Genomic DNA, 25,940 nt, shown 5'->3' with positions numbered 1-25,940 from the left:
ATTCAGCCCTCTTTGGGTATTTTCCGCACCAGTGGTTCGATATTGATGGAGACCAGCTTGTCGATGGCGGAATTCATCTGGCTGCGGGAATTGAACGGCCCCACATTGACCCGGTACCAGGTGCTGCCGCTATCGAGGTCAATTCGCTGGACGTTGGCCCGAAGCCCCTGGAAAGCAATCTGTGCGCGCTGGCGCTCAGCATCCTGTTGGCTACGGAACGAGCCGGACTGGATCAGGTACCGAAAGTCCTGCTTGGCCGGCCCCGGGGTGTACTCTTCCACTTTGGGCGGTACGACCTCGCTTTCAGGAAGCATTTCGTAAAAGCGGTATCGCTGCTTTTCTTCCTCGCCAGACGCGCTTTTTTGCTCCTTGGCAGGCGGAGCCTTGGGGGCCGTTGTTCCACTGCCTTGCCGGGCAGGCTCGGGGGCAGGGAGTGAATTGAGATAGGCAATAAAGCCGATAAAGCCCCCGACCGCGGCCAGTGACAGGATCCACTTCAGAGACAGTCCCCCGCGCTGCCCGCGAGCCGGTGTTGGCTGCTCTGAGCGGCGGCTTGCCGGTTTGCTGCTCCGCTGCGTCCGGGCATTGTTCCTGGCGCCCTTGCGGGGCGATGCCGCGGCCTTCCCTCTGGGATTCTTGCGAGCGTAATCTCGGGACATATCCTGGTGCTTCCTGTCTTACATTTCTTCCGGGGCGCTGACGCCCAGCAGCTCCAGCCCGTTGGCGATGACCTGGCGTACGGCCAGGTACAGGCTGATGCGGGCGTCCCGCACGGCGGTGTCCTCAATCAACACCTTGTGAGCGTTGTAGTAGGTGTGGAACTGTCCCGCCAGGTCCCGCAGGTAATGAGTCAGATGGTGCGGTTCCCGCTGGGCGGCGGAGTTGGCGATCAGTTCCGGGTATTTTGCCAGCTGATTCGCCAGTTCCTTTTCCTCATCCAGAGTCAGCAACGACAGGTCGCCCTGGCACTCGTTCCAGCCCCGGTTGACGCCTTCCTCGGACAGCTTGCGCAGCACACTGCAAATACGCGCATGGGCATATTGAATGTAGTAGACCGGGTTTTCATTGGTCTGGGAGCGGGCCAGGTCAATGTCGAAGGTCAATTGCGAGTCGACCCGGCGGGCCGCCAGGAAGAACCGGGTGGCATCCCGGCCCACTTCGTCAATCAGGTCACGCACGGTGACATAGCTTCCGGCACGCTTCGAAATTTTCACTTCCTGCCCGGAGCGGGTCACCATCACCATCTGGTGCAGCACATAATCCGGCCAGCCTGTGGGGATGTCTGCCTGCAATGCCTGGAGCCCGGCGCGGACACGGGTGACAGTGGAGTGGTGATCCGCACCCTGCTCATTGATCACGGTGGTGAAACCGCGCTGCCATTTGTCCAGGTGGTAGGCCACGTCTGGCAGGAAGTAGGTGTAGCCACCATCCTTCTTGCGCATCACGCGATCCTTGTCGTCACCGAACTCCGTGGTTTTCAGCCACAGGGCACCCTCGTGCTCGTAGGTGTAGCCGTTTTCCTGCAGGCGCTGAACGGTGGCTTCCACCTTGCCTTCCTCGTACAGGGAAGACTCGAGGAAGTAGACATCAAATTCGACGCCAAAGGCCTTGAGGTCAAGGTCCTGCTCCCGGCGCAGGTAGGCGACGGCAAACTCGCGGATAGCATCCATATCCTCCGGGTCGGCCTTGCCGGTGACTTCCCGGTCATCCGCCGTAACGGTTTCGCCGGCAAGGTAGGCCTTGGCGACATCGATGATGTAATCGCCGCGATAGCCATCGGCCGGCCAGTTGGCATCCTCGGGCGTCAGACCTTTGACCCGTGACTGCACCGACAGGGCGAGGTTGTTGATCTGGGCGCCGGCGTCGTTGTAGTAGAATTCGCGGGTGACGTCATAGCCGTTGGCCTCAAGCAGCCGGCACAGGCAGTCGCCAATGGCCGCGCCACGGCCATGCCCCACATGCAGCGGGCCTGTCGGGTTGGCGGATACGAACTCCACCTGCACCTTTTCGTCCTGGCCGTTGCGGTTACGGCCAAACTGATCCGCTTCCTCCAGAATGGTATTAACCACACCAAAGGCGCTGGCGGTGCTCATGAAGAAGTTGATGAAACCGGGCCCGGCGATTTCCACTTTCTCCACCGCAGAACTCTCCGGAAGTCGGTCCACCAGGGCCTCGGCCAGCTGTCGCGGTGGGCAGCCCGCTGCCTTGGCAGCCACAAGAGCGATGTTGCAGGCATAGTCACCATGGGATTTGTCCTTGGTGTTGCCCACTTGCGGGGTGAATGACTGGTCCGCCGGCAGGGTGCCTTCGGACTGCAGTGTGGCCAGCGCGGACTGGAGCAGATCGGATACGGTCTCTTTCATGCTGTCGGACGACTCGGTTTACAGGAGAATTGGAGTAAGGCGGGACGCCGCCGGGAATCGAAGGCGGGTATTATCGCGGAAACTGAAGCCGCAAGCAAAAGGCCTGTTCGCCTCAGCCGGTTTCCTGGGGGTCCACATCAATCATCCACTTCACGCCCGCCGGCAGCTTCTGTTGGTCAAGGTTCTGGCAGAGATGGCCCAGCACGTGGTTGAGCCGCTTGCGATTGTCGCAGCACAGCACCAGTTGTGCGCGATGGCGATCGGCGCGTCTGGCGATGAGCGCGGGAAGTGGTCCCCAGACCTCATTGCCTGTCACGCGGGCTTGTGGTTTGATCATATCCAGCAATGCCAGGCTTTTTTCCATGGTATCTGCCTCGGCCCGGAATATGGCCATGGCGCGAAACGGGGGGAACTGCCCGGTTTCCCGCTCTGCCAGCAGCTGGTCGGCCAGGGTGAGGTAATGGCCGCGGCACAGGGATTTCAGGATCGGGTGGTCGCTGTGGCAGGTCTGAACCAGTACCTGCCCGGACTTCTCGCCACGACCGGCGCGCCCGCTCACTTGAAGCAGGGTTTGAATCAGCTGCTCCGGTGCTCGGAAATCCACGCTGAACAGGCCGCCGTCGGCATTCACTACAATGACCAGGGTAACGTTCGGGAAGTCGTGGCCCTTGGCCAGCATCTGGGTGCCGACCAGGATGCAGGGCTTACCGGTATTTACCTTTTTCAGGATGCCCTGAATGCTGCCCTTGCGTTGGGTGCTGTCCCTGTCCACCCGCACCACTGGCGTCTCGGGGAAAGCTGTCGCCAGTATGTCCTCGGTTCGCTCCGTGCCCTGCCCAACGGGCTTGAACGCCTCACTCTGGCATTTGGGGCAGTGCTCCGTGGCGGCGGTCTGATAATCGCAGTGGTGACAGCGCATGGCGCGGTCCCGGCGATGGTAGGTCAGGCGTGTATCGCAGCGGGGGCATTCCACCATGTGACCGCAGTCGAAGCACATCATGACCGGGGCGAATCCGCGCCTGTTCACGAAAACCAGGGCTTGCTGTCCATCGGCCAGGCATTGATCGATGGCCTGCAGGGCGGGGCGGGAGAGGCCGCCTTCCAGAGGGCGGCTGCGAATGTCCAGCAGGTTGATGGCGGGTGGGCTCGCGTTGCCTGCCCGCTCTTCCAGTCTGATGAGCTGATACTTTCCAGTCAGCGCGTTCTGGTAGGATTCGAGAGACGGTGTTGCGGAACCAAGAATGACCGGGCACTGATTCAGGTGTGCCCGGTATACCGCCATGTCCCGCCCGGAGTACCGGAAGCCTTCTCCCTGCTTGTAGGAGCTGTCGTGTTCTTCATCTACGATAATCGTCTTCAGTCCGGTAAAGGGCAGCAGTACCGCCGAGCGGGTACCGATCAGGATGACCGGCTCGCCATGGCGGATTTTTAGCCAGGTCGACAGGCGCTCGCCATCATTCAGGGCTGAGTGCCAGACGACGATTCGTTGACCAAAATAACGCTGGAACCTGGCGACAGTCTGTGGCGTCAGGTTGATTTCAGGCACCAGCACCAGTGCCTGGGCTGAGGCGCTCAACTGCTGTTTCAGGTAATGCAGGTAGAGTTCGGTTTTTCCGCTTCCGGTGATGCCGTACACAAGCGAAGCGGAAAAACCGGTGTCGGGGGCTGGAATCTGATCTGCGGCCGCCTGTTGTGCCGGTGATAGCGTCGGTCCCGGTTGTGTGCTGGCAGTGTCGTTTGGATTCTCCGTGGGTTTGGCGGCTTCTGTTTCCTCGATGAGTTCCCGCTTATGCAGTGCCCGGATTTGCTCCCGGCTGAAGCCGGCAGCCGTCAGGTTCGAGGTGCTGGCGCCATGCGGTTGCCTCTGTAGCCATGCCAGCAGTGCTCGCTGGCGGTGAGCGTTGCCGGCGAGTGCCTCCGGGCCGGCGGTTGCTTTCCACCAGGTGTCCTGCTTTGCCGTTGCAGGCCGGCCACGGCGCAGAGCCGGGGGCAGGGCAGTGAACAGGCATTCTCCCAGGGGGTGCTGGTAATAGTCCGACGCCCATGCCAGCAACTGGAAGGTTTCGGCGGGCAGTGCCGGCCAGGGCTCGTAAGCCGAATGCACCGGCTTCAGCGTGATTCCCTGAGGTGGTTCCACGCCGGTTTCAACAATCAGCCCCGTGGCTGACTGCCTGCCAAAGGGGATGCTGACGCGCTGTCCCGGTTCAAGCTCAAGGTTGTTAGGTATCTGGTAATCAAAGAGCCTTCGCAGTGGGCGGTTGAGGGCGATACGCGCGGTTGATGGGGGGCGTTCTGGCACACTGGAACTCCGCTGTGGTGAAGCTGTCACGGTATTTGCGTATCCTTGATGTTGCCTGCGCACAGGCCCGGGCAATGAATCGGGCTGATAGGCCCCGGGGTTGGGACTTGCCTGCCGTAGCGTTTGCAAGTAAGATTCGCGGTCTGTTTCCGGCAGGGCATGATTGTGCCCCGTCTTCTCAATTGATTCAAATATGCGGTGCCTGGCACCCGGAGCATCAAGCTCCCGTGATCAGGTAGCGGCATGACCGACAGAGGTTCGCCATGAAAGAAGGTATCCACCCCAAGTACGAAGACATTACCGCTACCTGTTCCTGCGGTAACGTGATCAAGACCCGCTCTACCATCGGGCACGACCTGCAGCTGGACGTGTGCTCCCAGTGCCATCCGTTCTACACTGGCAAGCAGAAAGTGATGGATACCGGTGGTCGTATCGACCGTTTCCAGAAGCGTTTCGGCGGCCGCATTGGTGGCAAGAAGAGCTGAAGCCGCATCTGGTTACAAAAAAAGCGCCCTTGTGGCGCTTTTTTTATGGCTGAGTGCTCCTGATGAGGTGGTCTGAGCTCCTTCTGTACGCAGTTTGCCCTATTGACTGTTCAGTAATTGCTCAGCCAGCCCTTGTCTGATGTACGCCTTCGCGCCATAATGGCGCGCTCCGCTGGGACGAGTCCCGGCGGTTTATTACCTCTTAAACGTGACAAACGGAACAGTGGCAATGTCTCAAGATCTGAAAGAAGCAGCCCTTGAATATCACGCCAAGCCGCGGCCTGGTAAGCTGAGTGTTGAAATCACCAAGCCGACCCAGACTTCCCGCGACCTTTCCCTGGCGTACAGCCCCGGGGTTGCCGAGCCGGTCCGCGAGATCGCGAAGGACCCCGAGAACGCTTACAAATACACTGCCAAGGGTAACCTGGTAGCTGTTATTTCTGACGGTTCTGCCATTCTTGGTCTGGGTAACCTTGGCCCCTTGGCGAGCAAGCCGGTTATGGAAGGCAAAGGCGTACTGTTCAAGCGCTTTGCTGGTATTGACGTCTTTGATATCGAGGTCAATTCCGAAAGCCCTCAGGCGTTTATTGAAACCGTAGAGCGTATCGCCGATACCTTCGGTGGTATCAACCTGGAAGACATCAAAGCGCCGGAGTGCTTCGAGATCGAGCGCGCTCTGATCGAGAAGTGCAATGTGCCTATCTTCCACGATGATCAGCACGGCACCGCGATTGTAACGGCGGCCGGCATGATCAACGCTCTGGAGCTTCAAGGTAAAAAGATTGAAGACGCAAAAGTGGTGTGCCTGGGTGCAGGTGCTGCTGCAATTGCCTGCATGAAGCTGCTGATCAGCTGCGGTATTCGCTCTGAAAACATCTTCATGCTCGACCGCAAGGGTGTGATCCACTCTGGTCGTGATGATCTGAATCAGTACAAGGCCATGTTCGCCAACGATACTGACCGTCGTACCCTGGACGACGCAATCGATGGTGCCGATGTCTTCCTGGGGCTGTCCGGCCCGGATCTGCTGACCGCGGATCAGTTGAAGAAGATGGCGCCAAACCCGATTGTGTTCGCCTGCTCCAACCCGGATCCCGAGATCAGCCCGGAAGTTGCCCTGGCAACCCGCGATGACCTGATCATGGCAACCGGTCGTTCGGATTACCCGAACCAGGTGAACAACGTGCTGGGCTTCCCGTTCATTTTCCGTGGTGCTCTGGACGTACGTGCCACCGCCATCAATGAGGAAATGAAGGTCGCGGCGGTTCACGCAATCCGCGAGCTGGCGAAAGAGCCGGTGCCGCAGGAAATCTGCGAGGCCTATGATGTGGCCACGTTCGAGTTCGGCAGGGAGTACATCATTCCGAAGCCGATGGATGTGCGCCTGCTGGAAGTGGTTCCGGCGGCGGTTGCCCGCGCAGCGGTTGATTCCGGTGTTGCCCGCAACCCTTACCCGGCCCACTACCCGCTCAAGTCCATGGATGAGATCCAGTAAGTCCCGGCTTGTTTGCTGAGCACAAAAAAACCGGCGGTGATCCCGCCGGTTTTTTTGTGCCTTGATGTTTTCTCAGAATATCTGCCGCGACAGGTCATCGTCGCCGTTGTTGCCGTTGCCAGACTGATCGCGCGAATCCAGAGGTGGTGGGGCGTCTTCCTCTCTGAAGAGCTCAAAGATGCCATCCTGCCCCGGTCTCGCACGCTTGCCAGTGTCCGGGTCAATGCGCACGTTGACAATGCCGTTAGGGCGGGGCATCAGTGATGAGGGCGCGCCGTCGAGCGCGACTTTCATGTAGTCCATCCAGATGGGCAGCGCTGTGCTGGCGCCGAATTCCCGGCGGCCGAGAGGGGCGGGTTGGTCAAAGCCGACCCAGGCTGTAGTGGCGATGTCGTGGTTGTAGCCGGCAAACCAGGTATCCCGCTGTTCGTTGGTCGTGCCTGTCTTGCCAGCCAGGTCGCTGCGCCCCAGTGCCAAGGCCCGGCGGCCCGTGCCCATCTTGATCACATCTCTCATGATGGAGTGCATGATGTATACGCTGCGTTCATCTGCCAGGCGTCGGGCTACCTGCACGGAGTGTGGTTCGTCTGCCGGGGTTTCCGTGTCTGCTTCCTGCGTCTTGTCGTCACAGTTCCTGTCGCAGAGGATAACCTCCGGAGCGCGGAAGAGTTCCTCGTTGTTGACATCCGAGATGCTGCGAATCAGGAAGGGCTGAACGTCATAGCCGCCATTGGCAATAACCGCAAAGCCTCTGGCCAGCTCCATGGGGGTAAGGAGTCCGCTGCCCAGCGACAGTGAGAGATCTTTCTGCATGTCGCTGGTGGGAATCTTGAGCTGTTCCAGGTAGTCCAGAGTGGTCTGGATGCCCAGATCGCGAAGCAGCCGGATGGACACCAGGTTCCGGGACTGGTACAGCGCCTGACGCAGGCGGGTAGGGCCGTAAAATTGGCCGGAAGAGTTCTGCGGGCGCCACGATGTTTCCAGCTCTTCGTCGTCAAAGACGATAGGGGCATCGTTATAGATGGTGGCCGGCGTCATACCGCTTTCCAGGGCAGCAAGATAGAGGAAGGGCTTGAAGGTGGAGCCTGGCTGCCGTTTTGCCTGGGTTGCCCGGTTATATTTGCTCTGGCTGAAGCTGTAACCGCCGGCGAGCGCTTCGATGGCGCCAGTGTCCGAGTCAAGGGAGATCAGGGCGCCTTCCACGCGTGGGACCTGTGCCAGTTCCACCTTGCGGATATCGATGGTTTCAATCTGCCCGTTGCCTTCAGTGTCCGGTTCCTGGCCGTCGGCCATTGCATTCAGTGCGGGTTCCGCTGCCGGCTTGACGTAGACCACGTCGCCAACGCTGACGACGTCCGAAGGTTTCTCCGGTTTCGGGCCGGTCAGGTTTTCGGTGCGATAGCGGCGGGCCCAGGTCATGGTTTCAAAGGCCATGGTCGTTTTGCCAAGGGTGCGGGCAAAGAGCTCGACTTCTCCCTCGTCGTCCTGGACGCGAGTCACGATCGCGGGAATCAGTGATTCAACCCTTGGGTAATTGGCTATCAGTTGTTCAAGATTCTCTGGCTGAAGCTCCGATTGCTCTATCTGACCGATGGGGCCGCGAAAACCGTGCCGGCGGTCATAAGCTTCGAGGCCGTTGCGTAAGGCGAGAGTAGCCTGCTGTTGTTTCTTGCTGTCAACGGTGAGGGTGACCTTGTAGCCATCGGTGTAGGCCTTGTCTCCGAATCGACGCACCATTTCGGTTCTTGCCATTTCGGCAACGAAGTCAGCATCCACTTCGGTATCGGCGGCATTGTAACTGGCCGTCAGTGGCGCAGAGGCAGCAAGCTCGTAGGCATCCTCGGTAATGTATCCGAGGTCCTTCATACGACCCAGAATCCAGTTGCGGCGAATCTGTGCCCGCTCGGGGTTGGCCAGCGGATTGTAGGCTGAAGGCGCTTTCGGCAATCCGGCAAGCATCGCCATCTGGGCGAGTGACAGATCAGCGACAGGCTTGTCGTAATAGACCTGTGCCGCCGCCGCGATCCCGTAGGCGCGATTGCCCAGGTAGATTTTATTCAGGTACAGCTCCAGAATGCGTTCCTTGCTAAGTTCACGTTCTATCTGAAGTGCAAGAAGTATCTCATTGAACTTCCGAATAAAGGTTCTGTCGCGTGACAAAAAGTAATTTTTTGCAACCTGCATAGTGATGGTGCTGCCCCCGGACTGGATCTCGCCAGTGGACACCAGTTCGATGGCAGCCCGCAGCAGGCCTTTGAAGTCGACCCCGAAGTGCTCGTAGAAACGGGCGTCTTCAGCGGCCATAAAGGCATGTAACTGAATTGTAGGGATCTGTTCGATTGTGACCGGTGCCCTTCTCTTTTCACCGAATTCTGCTATTAATCTGTTGTCCGCGCTGTAGACCCTCAGCGGTGTCTGCAACTTGATATCAAGAAGCTGATCCACGGGGGGGAGTCCGGGGCGAAGGTAAAGATAAAAGCCTGACGCAACGATTGTCGAAAGGCTTAAACCGGTGACAAATAACCAGGCAAACAGGCGGGATGTACGTAACAAATGAGACATTTTTTTCTGACAACTGTTGGATATAGGTCTATCATTTGAGAAATTGCTTTAGGAAGGATGAGTCGCTTCACCGTCGCAATGCTTCTCAATTTAAGGAGAACTCGCATTGTAGACGGAAAACTGAAGAAATTCTCTTAAATAAAAAACACATATGTTACTTAACCGGGTGCATGTAACCAGGTATAGGGTGAGCGCGTGTTCGGATTGTTAGGAAAAAAATCCAGTGCCGTGTTGGGGGTGGATATCAGCTCCAGCTCGGTCAAGCTGTTGGAACTCTCAAAGCACGGCGACCGTTACAGGGTCGAAAGCTATGCAGTGGAGCCTTTACCGGCCAACGCTGTCGTTGAGAAAAATATAACGGATGTCGAGGCGGTCGGCGAAGTCCTCAAGCGCGTCGCCTCCAAGTCCCGTACCGGTGTGAAACAGGTTGCTGTGGCTGTTTCGGGCTCTGCCGTCATCACCAAGGTTATCCAGATGGATGGCGGCCTGAACGAGTTTGAAATGGAAGATCAGATCACGCTGGAAGCGGATCAATACATTCCATACCCTCTGGACGAAGTCGCCATCGACTTCGAAGTGCAGGGTCCTTCTGAAACCAATCCCGATCAGGTCGATGTGCTTCTGGCGGCATGCCGTAAGGAGAACGTGGATATTCGGGAGGATGCGCTGGAGATTGCCTCGCTGACAACCAAGGTTGTCGATGTTGAGGCCTATGCGCTTGAGCGGGCCTACTCACTCATTGAGCCCCAGCTCGATTCCCAGGGAGAAGAGCTGATCGTCGCCATCGTTGACGTTGGCGCCACCATGACCACGCTCAGTGTTCTGGCGGAAGGTCGGACGGTGTATACCCGGGAGCAGATTTTCGGTGGCAAGCAGCTGACTGAGGAGATCCAGCGGCGTTACGGCTTGTCGATTGAAGAGGCGGGGCTCGCCAAGAAGCAGGGTGGGCTACCGGATGACTATGAGTCAGAGGTCCTGACCCCGTTCCGGGAAGCGGTCGTGCAGCAGGTTGCCCGCGCCCTGCAGTTTTTCTTTGGTGCGAGCCAGTACAACGCGGTTGACTACGTGATTCTCGCCGGTGGTACTGCCTCGATACAGGGGCTGACAGAAATGGTCGAAGAAAAAACAGGAACTCCGACCCTGGTCGCCAACCCCTTTGCCGATATGGCGGTAGGTTCCAGGGTAAACGCATCGGCACTCGGTAATGACGCACCGTCGCTGATGATTGCGTGTGGGCTGGCGATGAGGAGCTTTGACTGATGGCAAAGATTAACCTCAGACCCTGGCGCGAAGAGCTTCGGGCCGAGAAACAGAAGCAATTTGTGGTGATGATCCTGGGCGCTGCCATCGTGGCTGCAGGCCTGGCGTTCCTCTGGAAAACGGACCTGGACAACCGGATTGCCTATCAGCAGTCCCGCAACGCCTATATCGAAACTGCGACCAAACAACTGGACGAGCAGATCCGGGAAATTGAGAACCTGAAGAGAAAGCGTGACGAGCTGCTGTCTCGCATGCAGGTGATTCAGGATCTGCAGGGCAAACGCCCGGTGATCGTCCGCGTGTTTGACGAGTTGGTGAGGACGTTGCCAGATGGCCTTTTCTACACCGACCTCAAGAAAACCGGTGACCGTGTCGATATTGTCGGCATGGCTGAGTCCAATAGCCGGATTTCCACATTGATGAGGCGTTTTGACGAATCGGACTGGTTTACCGATCCGAATCTCTCAAATGTCGCGGCAGCGGATAACCGCCGGGCGGGCTACAGCCAGTTCAACCTGTCGGTCCAGCAACAAACACCAGAGCCCGAAGGGGAGGATAAGTAATGAGCCTCGCGGACTCACTTAAAAGTCTTAACGAGTTTGATATCAATGACCTTGATGTCAACAATGCGGGCATCTGGCCGGCGCCGGTAAAGGCAATTGTCGCCCTGCTTATTTTCGGCCTGATTCTGGGTGGCGGGTATTGGTTCTTTGTAAAAGACCAGTACGCCCAGTTGGAGCGGGTGGAGCGCACTGAGCAGGAATTAAGGAAGAAATACGAAGAAAAGGCCTACCAGGTAGCGAACCTTGAAGTTTTCAGGGCGCAGATGGAGGAAATGGAGGAAACCTTCGGGGCATTGGTGCGGCAACTGCCCAGTGAAACCGAGGTGCCGGGTTTGCTGGAAGACATTACCAACACAGCGCTGGGCAGTGGCCTGGCGTTGCAGGAGGTCAAGCTCCAGCCCGAACAGCGTCGCGATTTCTATTCGGAGTTGCCGATTAACATCCGGGTGTCCGGTTCCTACCACGAGCTGGCGTCGTTCGTCAGTAGTGTGGCGAGCTTGCCGCGTATTGTGACGCTGCACGATTTAACTATTAAACCAACTGGCGGGGACGGGGAACGACTTGATATGCAGGTTGTTGCCCGCACCTACCGCTACCGGGCTGGAGAATGAGCATGGCAGGACAGCATGCGGGAAAAGCCTGGCTGGGTATTTGTCTGGTATCCCTTTTGACAGCTTGTTCCCAGGGAAATGGTTTCTCTGATCTTGACAAATTCATGGCTGATACCAGAGCCAAGCCAAGGGGCCACGTTGAGCCGTTGCCCGAATTCAAGGCGTACGAAGCGTTCAGCTATTCGGCTGCAGACCGGCGGGCACCGTTCGAGCCCCCGATTGACGTGCAACTGACTATGGTTGATGACGAGCCAGTGAGCGATGTCGAGCCCGATCTCGATCGCCCGCGGGAAGTGCTCGAGAATTTCGACCTGAAAAATCTGAATATGGTGGGTACGCTCACGGATGCATCCGGTGGCCTTTTTGCGCTGATTCGCGATAATGCGGGCGGTGTGCACAGGGTCCGGTCCGGAAACTATATGGGGCAGAATTACGGCAGAATTGTCGGAATCAGTGAAACCCATGTTGAGTTGATCGAAATCGTTCCCAATGGCCGGGGCGGATGGGTCGAGCGTCCTCGTTCCCTGTCCCTCGATGAAGACGAAGGCTAAGGAGCGGCAATATGAATACTGAAAGAACCATGCATGAACAAAAAAGTTTGGGGTCGAGGCTAGCGATGTTCAGAAAACTCAATGTATACGTCGGCGTGATTGCTCTGGGGTTGTTGTCCGGCCTGGCCAATGCGGTCACGCTGGAAGACGTGTCGTTTTCATCGTTACCTGGCGACAAGCTGGAAGTAACGCTGGAATTTGACGGCCAGCCCCCGGAACCAACGGGGTACACCATCGAGCGACCGGCCAGGATCGCGGTGGATCTGAAAGACACCATCAGCGGACTGAACAGTCGGAGTATGGGGCTCGGCTCCGGAAATGCCCAGAGCATGACCGTGGTGGAGACCAAGGACCGTACCCGCCTGATTTTCAATCTGGTGGAGCTGTCTCCCTATAACACGGTTCGTGAAGGTAACTCCCTGGTGATGACCATTGGCGGGGAGGGCAGCGGATCCTCTGCAATGACCTCCGGTGGCTCTTCTCAGCCGTCGGCAAGCTCATCATCTGCTCCCAGTCGCGATGGTGCGCTGGCGGGTGTTGATTTCCGTCGCGGAAAAGACGGCGAGGGGCAGGTTGTTGTCGACCTTGGTCGCTCCAGTACACCTGTCGATCTCTCCGAGTTGGGCGGCAAGATTCGTCTGACAATGGATGGCACGACGGTTCCCGAGAATTTGCGCCGTCGTCTGGACGTGACTGATTTCGCCACGCCAGTGACCCGGGTGGATACCTTTGTCGAAGGTGGCAATGCCGTTGTGGAAATTCGTCCGGAAGGGAATTATGACTACATTGCCTACCAGTCGGGCTCCCAGTTCACCGTAAGCGTCGAGAAACTGTCTGAAGAAGAGGCGGAAGAACGTCGTGAAGAAAAGTTCCCATATACCGGCGACAAGCTCTCACTGAATTTCCAGGATATTGAGGTCCGTTCGGTCTTGCAGCTGATTGCCGACTTTACCGGCCTGAACCTGGTGGCCAGTGATACCGTGAGCGGTAGCATCACACTCCGGTTGCAGAATGTGCCCTGGGATCAGGCTCTGGATCTGATTCTCAAGACCAAGGGACTGGACAAGCGCCAGATTGGCAATGTTCTTCTGGTTGCTCCGGCTGACGAAATTGCCGCGCGTGAGAAGCTTGAGCTGGAAACCAGCAAGCAGATAGCAGAACTGGCGCCGGTGCGTCTGGATATCATTCAGGTCAACTATGCCAAGGCCGCGGACATCGTGGCCCTGATTCAGGCTGACGAAGAGCTGATTTCCTCTCGTGGCTTTGTCTCTTCCGATGCCCGCACCAACACCATCAGTGTTCGTGAAACGTCCGAAAAACTGGAAGAAATTCGTCGTCTGGTCACCACCTGGGATGTGGCGGTTCGCCAGGTATCCATTGAGGCCAGGATCGTGCGTGCGCAGACCAACGTAGCCGAGAACCTCGGTATTCGTTGGGGCGGTGCGGCGTATGATGTCCGTGGTGACAGTGTGGTCGCCATTGGCGGTTCCCAGGGCTCCGTGGAAGAAGCTCGTCAGGCATCGCAGGATGGTAACGCCACGGCGGTTACTTTCCCGGGCGCATTGGCGGTAGATCTGGGTGTAACTGGCGATGGCGCATCCTCATTTGCTGTCGGTTGGGGCAGTGACGACTTCCTGGTGGACCTGGAGTTGTCTGCGCTTGAAAGCGATGGACAGGCGGAAGTGGTTTCCCAGCCGCGTGTGGTGACGGCTGACCGTCAGACGGCGAAGATCAAATCCGGTGAAGAAATTCCTTATCAGGAAGCTTCTTCCAGCGGTGCCACGTCGGTCTCCTTCAAGGAAGCCGCCCTGTCACTGGAAGTGACGCCGCAGATTACACCGGACGACAAGATCATCATGGATCTGGTGGTGAACCAGGATTCCCGTGGTGAAGTCACAGCGGGTATTCCGGCCATCAACACCAATGAGGTCACCACTCAGGTGTTGGTAGGAAATGGCGAGACAGTTGTCCTGGGTGGCATCTTCCAGTCAGAAGTGGCGACCCAGACCACCAAAACACCGTTCCTCGGCGACATTCCCTACCTGGGGCGGTTGTTCAAGCGCACTGAGCATATCGATGAGCGCAGTGAGCTGCTGATCTTTATCACTCCGAAAATCATCAAGAGTGACCTGATTCAGTAAGCTCTCTGGCAATAAAAGCCGCCGCTTCAAACCGGCGGCTTTTTTGTGTCCGAAAATCCGTGAAACTTATGGATTTCGCTGCCCTGTGCTATTCTCACCCGCCAGAACGTCTATGAGCTGAAGTTATGTCACTGCCAAAACGAATTGTCCTGGTTGGCCCCATGGGAGCGGGCAAGAGCACGATTGGCCGTATGCTTGCCAGAGAGCTGGGCTATCGTTTTCTGGACTCGGACAGGATTATTGAAGAGCGTTGCGGCGCCAATATCCCCTGGATTTTTGATGTGGAGGGAGAGGATGGTTTCCGTCAGCGCGAAACAGCCATGCTGGCAGAGCTGTCGGAATTACCTGACACAGTTCTCGCCACCGGGGGCGGTGCCGTCATGAAGCCGGAAAATCACGATCTCCTCAAGCGGGACGCCACCGTGATTTATCTTAGGACCTCAATAGAACAGCAAGTTGAACGAACGCGGAAAGACCGGAATCGGCCGCTGCTGCAGAACGACGACCCCGAAGCCGTGTTGCGCAGGTTGTTTGCTCTGCGGGACCCCATCTACACGAAATTGGCTGACATTGTCATGCACACCGACCGGAAGAGTCCGAGGTTGGTGGTGCGTCAGTTGGTAAACCGGATAAATCCGAAAACTCCGCGTCATCGTCGACAAGTAAGAAAGGAAGGCCGAAATCATGTGTAACGCCAGTCGGGAGCTTCAGGTTGACCTGGGCGATCGCAGCTACCCCATTGTTATAGGCGACGGGTTACTCGGGAAAACGGATCTGACGCCATACGTTGCCGGCAGTCAGGTAATGATTGTTACTAACGAGACGGTTGCCCCGCTGTACCTTGAGAAGGCCAGGGCCAACTTTCCCGGCAAAACGATTGATACGGTCGTGCTTCCCGACGGCGAGAAATACAAGGACTGGCAGACTCTGAATCTGATTTTCGATGCCTTGCTGGAGAAGCGCCATACCCGAAAAACCACATTGGTTGCCCTGGGAGGGGGGGTGGTTGGCGATATGACCGGGTTCGCGGCGGCCTGTTACCAGCGCGGCGTACCGTTTATCCAGATACCGACCACCCTGCTGTCGCAGGTGGATTCCTCGGTGGGCGGAAAAACCGGTATCAATCATCCGCTGGGCAAGAATATGATCGGCGCCTTTCACCAGCCTGAAATAGTGCTGATAGACGCGGACTCTCTGAAAACCCTTCCGCCACGGGAAGTATCGGCCGGTCTGGCTGAGGTGATCAAATATGGCCTGATCCGGGAGACCGGGTTTCTGAAGTGGCTGGAATCAGAAATGGATCGGTTATTGGCGCTGTCTCCGGAATCACTGGTTGAGGCTATTTACCGTTCCTGTGCCTGCAAGGCGGACGTTGTGGCCCAGGATGAGCGTGAAGGCGGACTGCGGGCCATTCTGAACCTGGGGCACACCTTCGGCCATGCCATCGAGACATATGCCGGCTACGGTAACTGGTTGCATGGCGAAGCAGTTGGTGCGGGTATGGTTATGGCAGCCGACCTGTCATGGCGGGAAGGCATGATTTCCGGGGCGGATGTCTCCCGCACCCGTGATCTGATTGCCAAGGCGGGTTTGCCGCTGGTGCCCCCGGCTGGAATGTCCCCTGCAGATTTCATGGATTTGATGTCGGTTGATAAAAAGAACGTAGACGGCGCCCTGCGTCTGGTTCTGCTCAGGGCCCTGGGTGATGCCTTTGTCACAGCGGACGCCGGTGCGGAACATCTTGCCGCCACCCTGGAGAGTTTTTGTGAGGGACGGGCTGATTAACCACGCACCAAATGAACCGAGCGCAACAGGGAATGACAGTGAACGATTCAGGACTGAATAGCCTGGAAGGCGGCGGTTTGTTTCCGAGGCTTCAGGAGCGTTATGGCCTGAGGGCCAATCCGCTGGAAATGGAAATGCCATTTTTCCCGGACGCGATGCGCCACCACGCTCTTGAGACACTCAGGCACCTCTGCGGGTTCGGCGATCTTGCCATACTGCTGACCGGAGATGCGGGTGCTGGCAAGACCCGATTGCTGGCGGAGTTGGTTCGAAGTGAATCGTCCCGTCTGGACTTCCATCGATTGTCCTCGGCATCGTTGACAAGCCTCCCCGCCCTGGCCCGGGGATTACTGTCGATAGCCCATAAGAGTCTGGAATCCACCGAAAGTCCCCGCGATGCCATTTATGGGTTTTTCCGCTGGTCTGAAACCCGGGTCCGTAAAGGCCAGCGTATGGTTTTGCTGGTTGATGATGCCGACCGGGCGTCACCCGAGTCGTTGCGTCTGTTGCTGTCGGCTTTTCTGGCTGCTGAGAGAGCGACCGCGGCTGTGCCGGTCTTTAGCGGCGCCAATGAACTGATCAGCATGCTGGGGTTGAGCGATGAGTCCACGGGGGTTCACCAGGTACACCTGCGCCCATTGACGGCAGAGGAAATCCGGTCGTACCTGGAGCCGCGCGTACATCGGGCTGGTGGTCGTGTGGACGACCTGTTAAGCCCTTCCAGGGTAAGGCGGATCCATCAACTGAGCCAAGGTAGCTTCTCGCGGCTTCAGCGAACTACCCCAGTAGTCTGGCTGGACATCGCACCCGCTTCCAAGGCCGGACGGTCGATAAGCCTGCAACCGCTTCTTGGTCTGAGATGGCCTGCCCTGGCTCTGGTGCTCCTTGCTGCTTCCTGGTGGATTGTGTCGCAGCAGTACGATGATTCGGTGGATCGGGAGGCGCAGGTAGCGAGCGAGCCGGACCGAATCCGGAAAAGTGTCACGATTGGCCCCGAGAGCCCGGAGGCGGGGTCGACCGTCGGGGAAAATAATAGCGAAATAGCTCTGGTGCAACCGGAAGTGGCGGTCAATACTGTTGAAGAGCCAGAGCCAGAGCCAGAGCCAGAGCCAGAGCCAGAGCCAGAGCCAGAGCCAGAGCCAGAGCCAGAGCCAGAGCCAGAGCCAGAGCCAGAGCCAGAGCCAGAGCCAGAGCCAGAGCCAGAGCCAACTGCGGAATCCCGCCCCGAGGTTGCAGTAGAGGATGCTGATGAGTTTGTTCCGGCCCTGGCCAGCCGGTTTGTGCCGGTTGATCAGGTTCGTGCCCGGGCAGGTCTGACGGCCCAGTTTGTGGCCGGATTCCGCGAGCAGACGGCAACGGACTTTCTTGAGCAATACCCCGGGCAGGAGGCGCTCTGGTACACCAGGACAACTCGTCAGGGCCGGGACTGGTTTGTGGTTTTCTATGGTGATTTTGACGGTGTGGGCGCTGTCCGTTCCGCCTTGAGCGAGTTACCCGAGGATTTGCGTTCCCGCGATACGTGGATTCGCCCATTCAGTGGTTTTTAACGCTGCTTTGGGCCCCTTTCCGGGGCTTTCGGGTGGCTTGTTACCAACCCGATAAAGTCTATTTAAATCAATGGGGTTAATGCATCTTTGGCCTTTCCTCACCCCTAAAATAACCAGACTTTAGATTGAGTACGTATTTGTACGTGTGTAGAATGTCCACCCCCCATTTTCAGTGTCAAAGGGTGGCTTTAACGGTACTTTATTATAACTCTTTGATTGAAAAGCATTTCTATGTGAGAGAACGCTTATGATGACAGGTTTGTATCATCCCGAAGAATTCAGGGACAACTGTGGTTTCGGACTGATCGCCCATATGAAAGGCGATGCCAGCCACAAGTTGTTGCAAACTGCCATCGAGTCGCTGACCTGCATGACCCACCGCGGTGGTATTGCGGCAGACGGAAAGACCGGTGATGGTTGCGGCCTGCTTATTCAAAGTCCCGATGCCTTCCTGCGCAAGGCCGCCAAGGCGGCGTTTGGCAAGGAACCCGGAGACCTGTTTGCCGTTGGTCAGGTTTTCCTGAACCCGGACGAATCCAAGGCAAAAGCCGGGCGGGATGCCATTGAGAAGCGTCTGACCGAGCAGGGCCTGGAAATTCTGGGCTGGCGGGAAGTGCCGACGGACAACAGTTGCCTGGGGCCCATGGCTCTGGATTGTCTGCCTCGTATCGAGCAGGTGTTTGTGGCACCGGCTGACAAGGCAGAGAAAGAGTTTGCAATCAGCCTGTTTATTGGCCGCCGCTACGCTGAGCGCGACATGGCGGATGATTCCGAATTCTATATCTGTAGCCTTTCCCACCGCACGCTGGCCTACAAAGGCCTGATGATGCCGGCTGATCTGGCGAACTTCTACAAGGATCTGGGCGATCCGGACCTCCAGACCGCCATATGCGTCTTCCACCAGCGCTTCTCCACCAACACCATGCCGCGCTGGCCGTTGGCCCAGCCATTTCGTTTCCTGGCGCACAACGGCGAGATCAATACCATCGATGGTAACCGCAACTGGGCCATTGCTCGTGCGGCCAAGTTCAGCTCTCCGGACCTGCCGGACCTTCAGACCCTGCAACCGTTGGTGAACCTGACCGGTTCCGACTCCTCAAGCATGGACAACATGCTGGAAGTGCTGCTGGCCGGTGGGGTAGATCTGTTCCGTGCGGTGCGGATGATGATTCCGCCCGCGTGGCAGAACGTGGACACCATGGATTCCAAGCTGCGTGCCTTCTACGAATACAACTCCATGCACATGGAGCCGTGGGACGGGCCGGCCGGCCTGGTATTCTCGGATGGCCGCTACGCGGTCTGTATGCTGGACCGGAATGGCCTGCGCCCGGCTCGCTGGGTCATCACCAAGGATGACTTTATTACACTGGCATCGGAAATCGGCACCTATGGCTATGAGCCCGATGACGTCGTGGCGAAAGGCCGGGTAGGGCCGGGCCAGATGTTGGCCGTAGATACCCAGACGGGCGAAGTCCTTCATACCCCGGACATTGACGAGCGCCTCAAGAATGCCCACCCGTACAAGCAGTGGCTGCGGGAGAATGCGCTGCGGGTTGAATCCACGTTGAATCAGGACACCCCTGAGTTCCGTTTGATGGACGCCGACGAGCTTCTGGTGCACCAGAAGATGTTCATGGTGTCCTTCGAGGAGCGTGATCAGGTGCTGCGCCCGCTGGCGGAGAATGGCCAGGAGGCCGTTGGTTCCATGGGCGACGATACCCCGATGGCGGTATTGTCCAGCAAGGTTCGTCACGTTGGTGACTACTTCCGTCAGAAATTTGCCCAGGTAACAAACCCGGCGATTGATCCGCTTCGGGAAGCGATTGTCATGTCGCTCGAGACTTGTCTGGGTTCTGAGCGTAATGTCTTCGAGGAAACACCGGAACATGCGGACCGGATCATTCTGACCACACCGGTGCTGTCGCCGGCCAAGTTCCTCAAGATCGCCAACAATGATCGCCCGGGGTTCGAGGTTGCCTACATTTCCATGGGGTACAGCCCGGAGATGGGGCTGGAGCAAGCCATACGCCGTGTCTGCGAAGAGGCCGAGGAAGCGACTCGCAATGGCAAGGTACTGCTGATCCTTTCCGACAAGGATCTCAAGGAAGGTGAACTGCCGGTGAACGCCCTGATGGCAACCGGCGCGGTTCATCACCACCTCGTTGCGCAGGGCCTGCGCTGTGATTCCAACATCATTGTGGAAACCGGCTGGGCACGGGATCCCCATCAGTTCGCCGTCCTGTTCGGCTTCGGTGCGACAGCGGTCTACCCGTACCTGGCGTATCAGGTACTGAATGACCTGATACGTACCGGTGAACTGCTGATGGATCCGATCGAGGCCAAGAACAACTATCGCAAGGGCATCAACAAGGGGCTGCTGAAGATCCTGTCCAAGATGGGTATCTCGACCATGACCTCTTACCGTGGCGCCCAGTTGTTCGAGGCCATCGGCCTTGCTGATGAAGTGGTCGACCTATGCTTCAAAGGTGTCCCCAGTCGTATCCAGGGCGCTGGATTCTTTGATTTCCAGCAGGATCAGGAGCAACTGGCAGCGGTAGCCTGGAAGCCCCGCAAGCCGGTATCCCAGGGTGGCCTGCTGAAGTACGTCCATGGTCAGGAATACCATGCCTTCAATCCGGATGTGGTCGGCAAGCTCCAGGAAGCAGTGATCAGCGGTGAATACGGTCACTACAAGGAATACGCGGGCCTGGTAAACGAGCGGCCAGTGGCGACCCTGCGGGATCTCCTTGGTTTCCGTCAGGACCTCAAGGCCATTGATATTGCCGAGGTTGAACCGGTCGAAAACATCTTCCCGCGCTTCGATTCCGCAGCCATGTCCCTGGGGGCGCTGTCCCCGGAGGCGCACGAGGCGCTGGCCGTCGCTATGAACACCCTGGGCGGGCGCTCCAACTCCGGTGAGGGTGGTGAAGACCCCGCCCGTTATGGCACCGAAAAGCGTTCCAAGATCAAGCAGGTGGCGTCTGGTCGTTTCGGTGTCACCGCCGAGTACCTGAGAAGTGCCGATGTCATGCAGATCAAGGTTGCCCAGGGTGCCAAGCCCGGCGAGGGTGGCCAGCTGCCGGGTGGCAAGGTAAACGACCTGATCGCGCGGCTGCGGTACTCCGTGCCCGGCGTGACGCTGATTTCGCCACCACCGCACCATGACATCTACTCGATCGAGGATCTGGCGCAGCTGATTTTCGATCTGAAGCAGGTGAATCCGAACGCGCTGGTGTCTGTGAAACTGGTCTCCGAGCCGGGTGTGGGCACGATTGCCGCTGGTGTGGCCAAGGCTTACGCCGACCTGATCACCGTGTCCGGTTACGACGGTGGTACCGCCGCGAGCCCACTGACCTCCATCCGTTACGCCGGTTCCCCTTGGGAGCTGGGGCTGACGGAAACCCAGCAGGCCCTGCGCGCCAACGATCTGCGTGGCAAGATTCGCCTGCAGACTGACGGCGGCATCAAAACCGGTCTGGACGTGGTTAAGGGCGCTATTCTCGGCGCCGAAAGCTTCGGCTTTGGTACGACGCCGATGGTGGCGCTGGGCTGTAAATACCTGCGAATCTGTCACCTGAACAACTGTGCCACCGGTGTGGCCACCCAGAATGAGCACCTCCGTGAAGAGCACTTCAAGGGTACGGTGGAAATGGCCATGAACTTCTTCCGCTTCGTTGCTGAAGAAACCCGCGAGTGGATGGCCAAGCTGGGAGTTCGCAGTCTGGAAGAGCTGGTGGGTCGGGTAGACCTGCTTGAGCGCCTGCCGGGTGATACAGAACGCCAGAAGAAGCTGGACCTGAGCCGCCTGCTGGCCAACGATCACATCCCTGCGGACAAGCCACAGACTTGTCAGGTAGAACGCAACCATCCGTTTGATGAAGGCGTGCTTGCCGAGCAGATGGTGAAAGATATTGCCGGGGCTATCGAAGAGAAGTCTGGCGGCGCATGGTCCTACCGTGTGACTAACTGCGACCGTTCCATCGGTGCGCGCCTGTCTGGTGAAATTGCCGCGAAGCATGGCAACCAGGGTATGATCGACGCACCGATTACCCTCGACCTGACCGGTACTGCCGGGCAGAGTTTCGGTGTCTGGAACGTCAGCGGTCTCAACCTGATTCTGGAAGGCGATGCCAACGACTACGTGGGCAAAGGGATGACCGGCGGCAAGCTGGTGGTCAAACCGCCCCGTGGCAGCAGCTTCAAGACCAATGAAACTTCTATCGTTGGCAACACCTGTCTGTACGGTGCGACCGGCGGCAAATTGTTTGCCGCAGGTACCGCAGGCGAGCGTTTCGCGGTACGTAACTCCGGCACCCACGCGGTTGTCGAGGGCACCGGCGACCACTGCTGTGAATACATGACCGGCGGGCTGGTGACGGTTCTCGGCTCTACCGGATACAACTTCGGTGCCGGTATGACCGGTGGCTTTGCCTATGTGCTGGATATGGATAACACTTTCGTGGACAAGTACAACCACGAACTGGTGGAAATCCAGCGCATCTCCCGTGAGGACATGGAGTCCTACCGTAATCACCTGCGTGGTGTTATCCGTGAGCATATCTCGGAGACCGGCAGTCAGTGGGCAGAGCACATTCTTGAAGATTTCGACGACTACATCGGCCGTTTCTGGCTGGTGAAACCCAAGGCTGCCAACCTGCGCAGCCTGCTGGCAAGCACTCGTGCGCGTCCGGAGTAAGCGGCTGTCGGATTACGCTTCGCTAATCCGACCTACGAGTGCCTTACTCCCGGAGTAGGCGCCAGACGGATCAGGGTTTGGGGTGCCCGCCACAACGCGGGGCCCCAGTCGAAATCGAGTTGATGAGAGCATCATGATGAAAGAACGACTGAATAACGACTTCCAGTTTGTCGAAGTAGGGCGCGTAGACCCGAAAAAGGTACCCGCAAAGAAGCGGAAGAAGGAATTCGGGGAAATCTATCACCCGTTCACTCAGGAAGAGGCTGCGCCACAGGCGCACCGCTGCCTGGAGTGTGGCAACCCATACTGTGAGTGGAAGTGCCCGGTACACAACTACATTCCTAACTGGCTGAAGCTGGTATCCGAAGGCAACATCATGCGGGCGGTGGAGCTGTGTCACCAGACCAACTCCCTGCCGGAAGTCTGTGGCCGGGTCTGCCCGCAGGACCGTCTTTGTGAGGGTGCCTGTACCCTGAATGACGGTTATGGCGCGGTTACCATCGGTTCTGTCGAGAAATACATTACCGATACCGCGTTCGCTCTGGGCTGGAAGCCGGACATGTCCGCCGTGAAGTGGACCGAAAAGAAGGTCGCCGTGATTGGTGCCGGCCCTGCGGGTCTGGGTTGTGCGGACGTTCTGGTGCGCAACGGTGTGAAACCGGTGGTATTCGATATTTACCCGGAAATTGGTGGCCTGCTGACCTTCGGTATTCCCGAGTTCAAGTTGGAAAAGTCCGTCATGACCCGCCGTCGCCAGGTGTTCGAGGAAATGGGTGTGGAATTCCGCCTGTCCACGGAGGTAGGCAAGGATGTGATGATGGAAGACATCCTTGAGGAATACGACGCCGTGTTCATGGGAATGGGTACCTACACCTACATGAAAGGCGGCTTCCCCGGGGAAGATCTGTCGGGTGTGTATGACGCCCTGCCGTTCCTGGTCTCCAACGTCAACCGCCGCCTCGGCTACGAGGAAAATGCGGATGATTTCATCGACATGAAAGGCAAGCGTGTAGTGGTCCTGGGTGGTGGTGACACTGCGATGGACTGCAACCGTACGTCCATTCGCCAGCAGGCAGAGAGCGTCACGTGTGCCTATCGCCGGGATGAGGCGAACATGCCGGGGTCCCGCAAGGAAGTGGCAAACGCCAAGGAAGAGGGCGTCAAGTTCATGTTCAACCGTCAGCCCATTGCCATCATTGGTGAAGACAAGGTGGAAGGGGTGAAGGTAGTTCAGACCCAGTTGGGTGAGCCTGACGAGAACGGCCGCCGCCGTCCGGAAGTGATTCCGGGCAGTGAAGAGGTGATCCCGGCCGACGTCGTGCTGGTGGCCTTCGGTTTCCGTCCAAGCCCGGCAGACTGGTTTGATGCGCAGAGCATCAACACCGATGATTCCGGTCGTGTGGCGGCGCCGGAAGAGTCTGAGTTTGCGTTCCAGACCAGCAACCAGAAGATTTTTGCCGGCGGTGACATGGTCCGCGGCTCCGATCTGGTCGTAACCGCTATCTGGGAAGGCCGTCAGGCCGCTGAAGGCATCCTGGATTACCTGGATATCTGAGGACGGACCTGATTCAGATCAGAAGGGCGGCTTGCTACGGGTAAGCCGCCCTTTTTTATTGTTGTAAACGGGGTATCATTGCAGCCCACATTTCACAGACCGAGAGCAGACTGGAAATCCTATGACCGAGCTGAAAAATGACCGCTTCCTGCGCGCATTGATGCGCCAGCCCGTTGATCGCACACCGGTGTGGATGATGCGTCAGGCCGGCCGTTACCTGCCAGAGTACCGTGCGACCCGCGCCCAGGCGGGGGATTTTCTCAGTCTCTGCAAGAACACGCCTCTGGCCTGTGAAGTCACGCTGCAGCCCCTGAAGCGGTATCCTCTGGATGCCGCCATCCTGTTCTCCGACATCCTGACCATCCCGGATGCTCTCGGGCTTGGCTTGTATTTCGAGACCGGTGAAGGTCCCAAGTTCAAGCATACGATCCGCTCTGAGGCCGACGTTGCAGCCTTGCCGACCGTGAAGGCCGAGGTGGACCTGGATTACGTGATGAACGCGGTATCCACCATCCGTGGCGCCCTCAACGGCAGTGTTCCGCTGATCGGTTTCTCCGGCAGTCCCTGGACGCTGGCCACTTACATGATCGAGGGCGGCTCCTCCAAGGATTTCCGCGAAGCCAAGAAACTGATGTACGGCCAGCCGGAGGTGATGCATCGCCTGCTGGATCACCTGGCGGACTGCGTCATCGATTACCTGAATGGCCAGATCAGGGCCGGTGCTCAGGCTGTCCAGATCTTTGATACCTGGGGCGGGGTGCTGAGCAGCTGGGCGTATGAAGAGTTCTCGCTGCGTTATATGAGGAAAATCGTGGGTGGCCTGATTCGCGAGAGCGAAGGTCGTCGCGTTCCGGTCATCCTGTTCACCAAGAACGGCGGCCAGTGGCTGGAATCCATCGCCGACTCCGGTGCTGACGCAGTGGGTCTGGACTGGACTACCGACATCGGCAACGCCCGCGCCCGCATCGGCGACCGGGTTGCCCTGCAGGGCAACATGGACCCAGCCATGCTATATGCACCGCCTGAGCGGATCCGACAGGAAGTGGCCGATATTCTGCGCCGCTTCGGTACCGGCCCGGGGCATATCTTCAACCTGGGGCACGGCATCACCCCGGATGTGGATCCGGAGCACGCCAAGGCGTTTATTGAGGCGGTGGTAGAGCTGAGTCCGGAGTATCACCGCTAACTCTGGTTTTCGCCGTCTCCTAGCCTGAGAGTTTGGTGGTAGCGGCCGTTGTGGGGCCCTTTCCAAAAACCGCTACGAGCACATCCATGTGCGCTTCTCTCCGGCCATCCATGGCCTCCGAAATTTTTGGAAAGGGCCCCACAACGGCCTCATCTTAACTGTCTTGGGATATCCAGCCGCGGCAATATCTCCGCTTGTGGGTCGGAGCTGACTTGTAGGTCGGATTAGGCACGCAAAGCGTGCCGTAATCCGACGCCTGCCACCAAACACCACCCCAAAAAACTCCTCTGGCTGCATCCCCCTGTCGGGTCTATAGTCATACAAAACAAGACCGGTAAACAGGAGTAACCACTTGCCGACTCAACCCCCTGAAAAACGACGATTTCACCGTATCGAATTTGATGCCCCCTGTGAGCTTCACTGCCAGGACAGCGTCTGGTTGACGGAAGTGTTGGATATTTCCCTGAAAGGCGTTCTGGTGAAAAGACCGAGTGATTGGAACGTGCCGCTAAACGAGCCGTGCGAGGTGATCATTCATCTGGACGACAATGAAACGGCCATTGTCATGGCGGTGGAACTCCGCCACGTGGAGTCGCAGCGGTTGGGCTTCAAGTGTCAGTACATCGACCTGGAAAGTGCGACTCATTTAAAGCGGCTTGTTGAGCTTAATCTGGGGGATCAGGCGTTGCTGGAGAGGGAGTTTGCGCATTTGATTGATTAGGGTGTCTGGTTTTGTCGGATTACGGCTTTGCCTAATCCGACCTACGTTGTTGCTTCCCACCTGAGTTTGCTTGCTATCTGGCGTTGAACGTCGGCGCTATCTCCTGAACTGGATGGGCGA

At 57.8% G+C, this 25,940-nt stretch carries 18 protein-coding genes; 14 read left to right on the top strand and 4 right to left on the bottom strand.

Annotated features, from left to right (window positions below):
• Positions 1–2 precede the first annotated feature (2 nt).
• From ACQUWM_RS17525 to ACQUWM_RS17515, 3 genes are all read right to left on the bottom strand, one after another.
• Positions 3–659, bottom strand: a complete 657-nt coding sequence (locus ACQUWM_RS17525; protein WP_428922974.1) for an SPOR domain-containing protein — start codon at positions 657–659, stop codon at positions 3–5.
• 18 nt (positions 660–677) lie between these two features.
• A complete protein-coding gene (gene argS / locus ACQUWM_RS17520) occupies positions 678–2,363 on the bottom strand; it encodes an arginine--tRNA ligase (RefSeq protein ID WP_407001250.1) in 1,686 nt (561 codons plus the stop codon).
• A gap of 112 nt (positions 2,364–2,475) precedes the next feature.
• On the bottom strand, positions 2,476–4,662 hold the full coding sequence (locus ACQUWM_RS17515) for a primosomal protein N' (protein ID WP_428922973.1): 2,187 nt from the start codon (positions 4,660–4,662) through the stop codon (positions 2,476–2,478).
• 263 nt (positions 4,663–4,925) lie between these two features.
• On the opposite strand from ACQUWM_RS17515, the gene rpmE reads away from it, so the two are divergent.
• Positions 4,926–5,147: a 50S ribosomal protein L31 gene (gene rpmE, locus ACQUWM_RS17510; RefSeq protein ID WP_406988142.1), complete on the top strand. Its 222-nt coding sequence runs from the start codon at positions 4,926–4,928 to the stop codon at positions 5,145–5,147.
• A gap of 229 nt (positions 5,148–5,376) precedes the next feature.
• Entirely contained in the window at positions 5,377–6,642 is a 1,266-nt protein-coding gene (locus ACQUWM_RS17505) for a malic enzyme-like NAD(P)-binding protein (protein ID WP_407001247.1), read from the top strand.
• 72 nt (positions 6,643–6,714) lie between these two features.
• Here the strand turns inward: ACQUWM_RS17505 and ACQUWM_RS17500 are convergent, their stop codons facing one another.
• Positions 6,715–9,204, bottom strand: a complete 2,490-nt coding sequence (locus ACQUWM_RS17500; protein WP_428922972.1) for a penicillin-binding protein 1A — start codon at positions 9,202–9,204, stop codon at positions 6,715–6,717.
• A 195-nt stretch (positions 9,205–9,399) separates the two neighbouring features.
• Here ACQUWM_RS17500 and ACQUWM_RS17495 point away from each other — a divergent pair, with 195 nt between their 5' ends.
• The 12 genes from ACQUWM_RS17495 to ACQUWM_RS17440 all read left to right on the top strand — a co-directional run bounded on the left by ACQUWM_RS17495 (position 9,400) and on the right by ACQUWM_RS17440 (position 25,820).
• Positions 9,400–10,464, top strand: a complete 1,065-nt coding sequence (locus ACQUWM_RS17495; protein WP_407001244.1) for a pilus assembly protein PilM — start codon at positions 9,400–9,402, stop codon at positions 10,462–10,464.
• Complete coding sequence (locus ACQUWM_RS17490; RefSeq protein ID WP_407001243.1) at positions 10,464–11,027, top strand: PilN domain-containing protein; 564 nt, start codon at positions 10,464–10,466, stop codon at positions 11,025–11,027. The genes ACQUWM_RS17495 and ACQUWM_RS17490 overlap by 1 nt, the downstream gene beginning before the upstream one ends.
• Positions 11,027–11,638, top strand: a complete 612-nt coding sequence (locus ACQUWM_RS17485) for a type 4a pilus biogenesis protein PilO (protein WP_406988135.1) — start codon at positions 11,027–11,029, stop codon at positions 11,636–11,638. Before ACQUWM_RS17490 ends, ACQUWM_RS17485 begins: the two co-directional genes overlap by 1 nt.
• A 2-nt stretch (positions 11,639–11,640) precedes the next feature.
• A complete protein-coding gene (locus ACQUWM_RS17480; RefSeq protein ID WP_428922971.1) occupies positions 11,641–12,189 on the top strand; it encodes a pilus assembly protein PilP in 549 nt (182 codons plus the stop codon).
• Between the two features lie 65 nt (positions 12,190–12,254).
• Entirely contained in the window at positions 12,255–14,330 is a 2,076-nt protein-coding gene (gene pilQ / locus ACQUWM_RS17475) for a type IV pilus secretin PilQ (RefSeq protein WP_428922970.1), read from the top strand.
• Positions 14,331–14,455: 125 nt separating this feature from the next.
• On the top strand, positions 14,456–15,022 hold the full coding sequence (gene aroK / locus ACQUWM_RS17470) for a shikimate kinase AroK (RefSeq protein ID WP_407001240.1): 567 nt from the start codon (positions 14,456–14,458) through the stop codon (positions 15,020–15,022).
• Positions 15,015–16,115, top strand: coding sequence for a 3-dehydroquinate synthase (gene aroB / locus ACQUWM_RS17465; protein ID WP_428922969.1), 1,101 nt, complete (start codon positions 15,015–15,017; stop codon positions 16,113–16,115). The genes aroK and aroB overlap by 8 nt, the downstream gene beginning before the upstream one ends.
• 32 nt (positions 16,116–16,147) lie before the next feature.
• A complete protein-coding gene (locus ACQUWM_RS17460) occupies positions 16,148–17,662 on the top strand; it encodes an AAA family ATPase (RefSeq protein ID WP_428922968.1) in 1,515 nt (504 codons plus the stop codon).
• Between the two features lie 247 nt (positions 17,663–17,909).
• Complete coding sequence (gene gltB, locus ACQUWM_RS17455; RefSeq protein ID WP_428922967.1) at positions 17,910–22,358, top strand: glutamate synthase large subunit; 4,449 nt, start codon at positions 17,910–17,912, stop codon at positions 22,356–22,358.
• Positions 22,359–22,494: 136 nt separating this feature from the next.
• Complete coding sequence (locus tag ACQUWM_RS17450; RefSeq protein WP_407001312.1) at positions 22,495–23,913, top strand: FAD-dependent oxidoreductase; 1,419 nt, start codon at positions 22,495–22,497, stop codon at positions 23,911–23,913.
• Between the two features lie 121 nt (positions 23,914–24,034).
• On the top strand, positions 24,035–25,099 hold the full coding sequence (hemE, locus tag ACQUWM_RS17445; RefSeq protein WP_428922966.1) for a uroporphyrinogen decarboxylase: 1,065 nt from the start codon (positions 24,035–24,037) through the stop codon (positions 25,097–25,099).
• Positions 25,100–25,451: 352 nt separating this feature from the next.
• Positions 25,452–25,820, top strand: a complete 369-nt coding sequence (locus ACQUWM_RS17440; protein WP_407001234.1) for a PilZ domain-containing protein — start codon at positions 25,452–25,454, stop codon at positions 25,818–25,820.
• Positions 25,821–25,940 lie beyond the last annotated feature (120 nt).

It is taken from the genome of Marinobacter sp. DUT-3, assembly GCF_050379435.1.
In the GTDB taxonomy this organism is placed as follows: domain Bacteria; phylum Pseudomonadota; class Gammaproteobacteria; order Pseudomonadales; family Oleiphilaceae; genus Marinobacter.
This window is presented reverse-complemented; position numbering and strand designations above follow the sequence as displayed.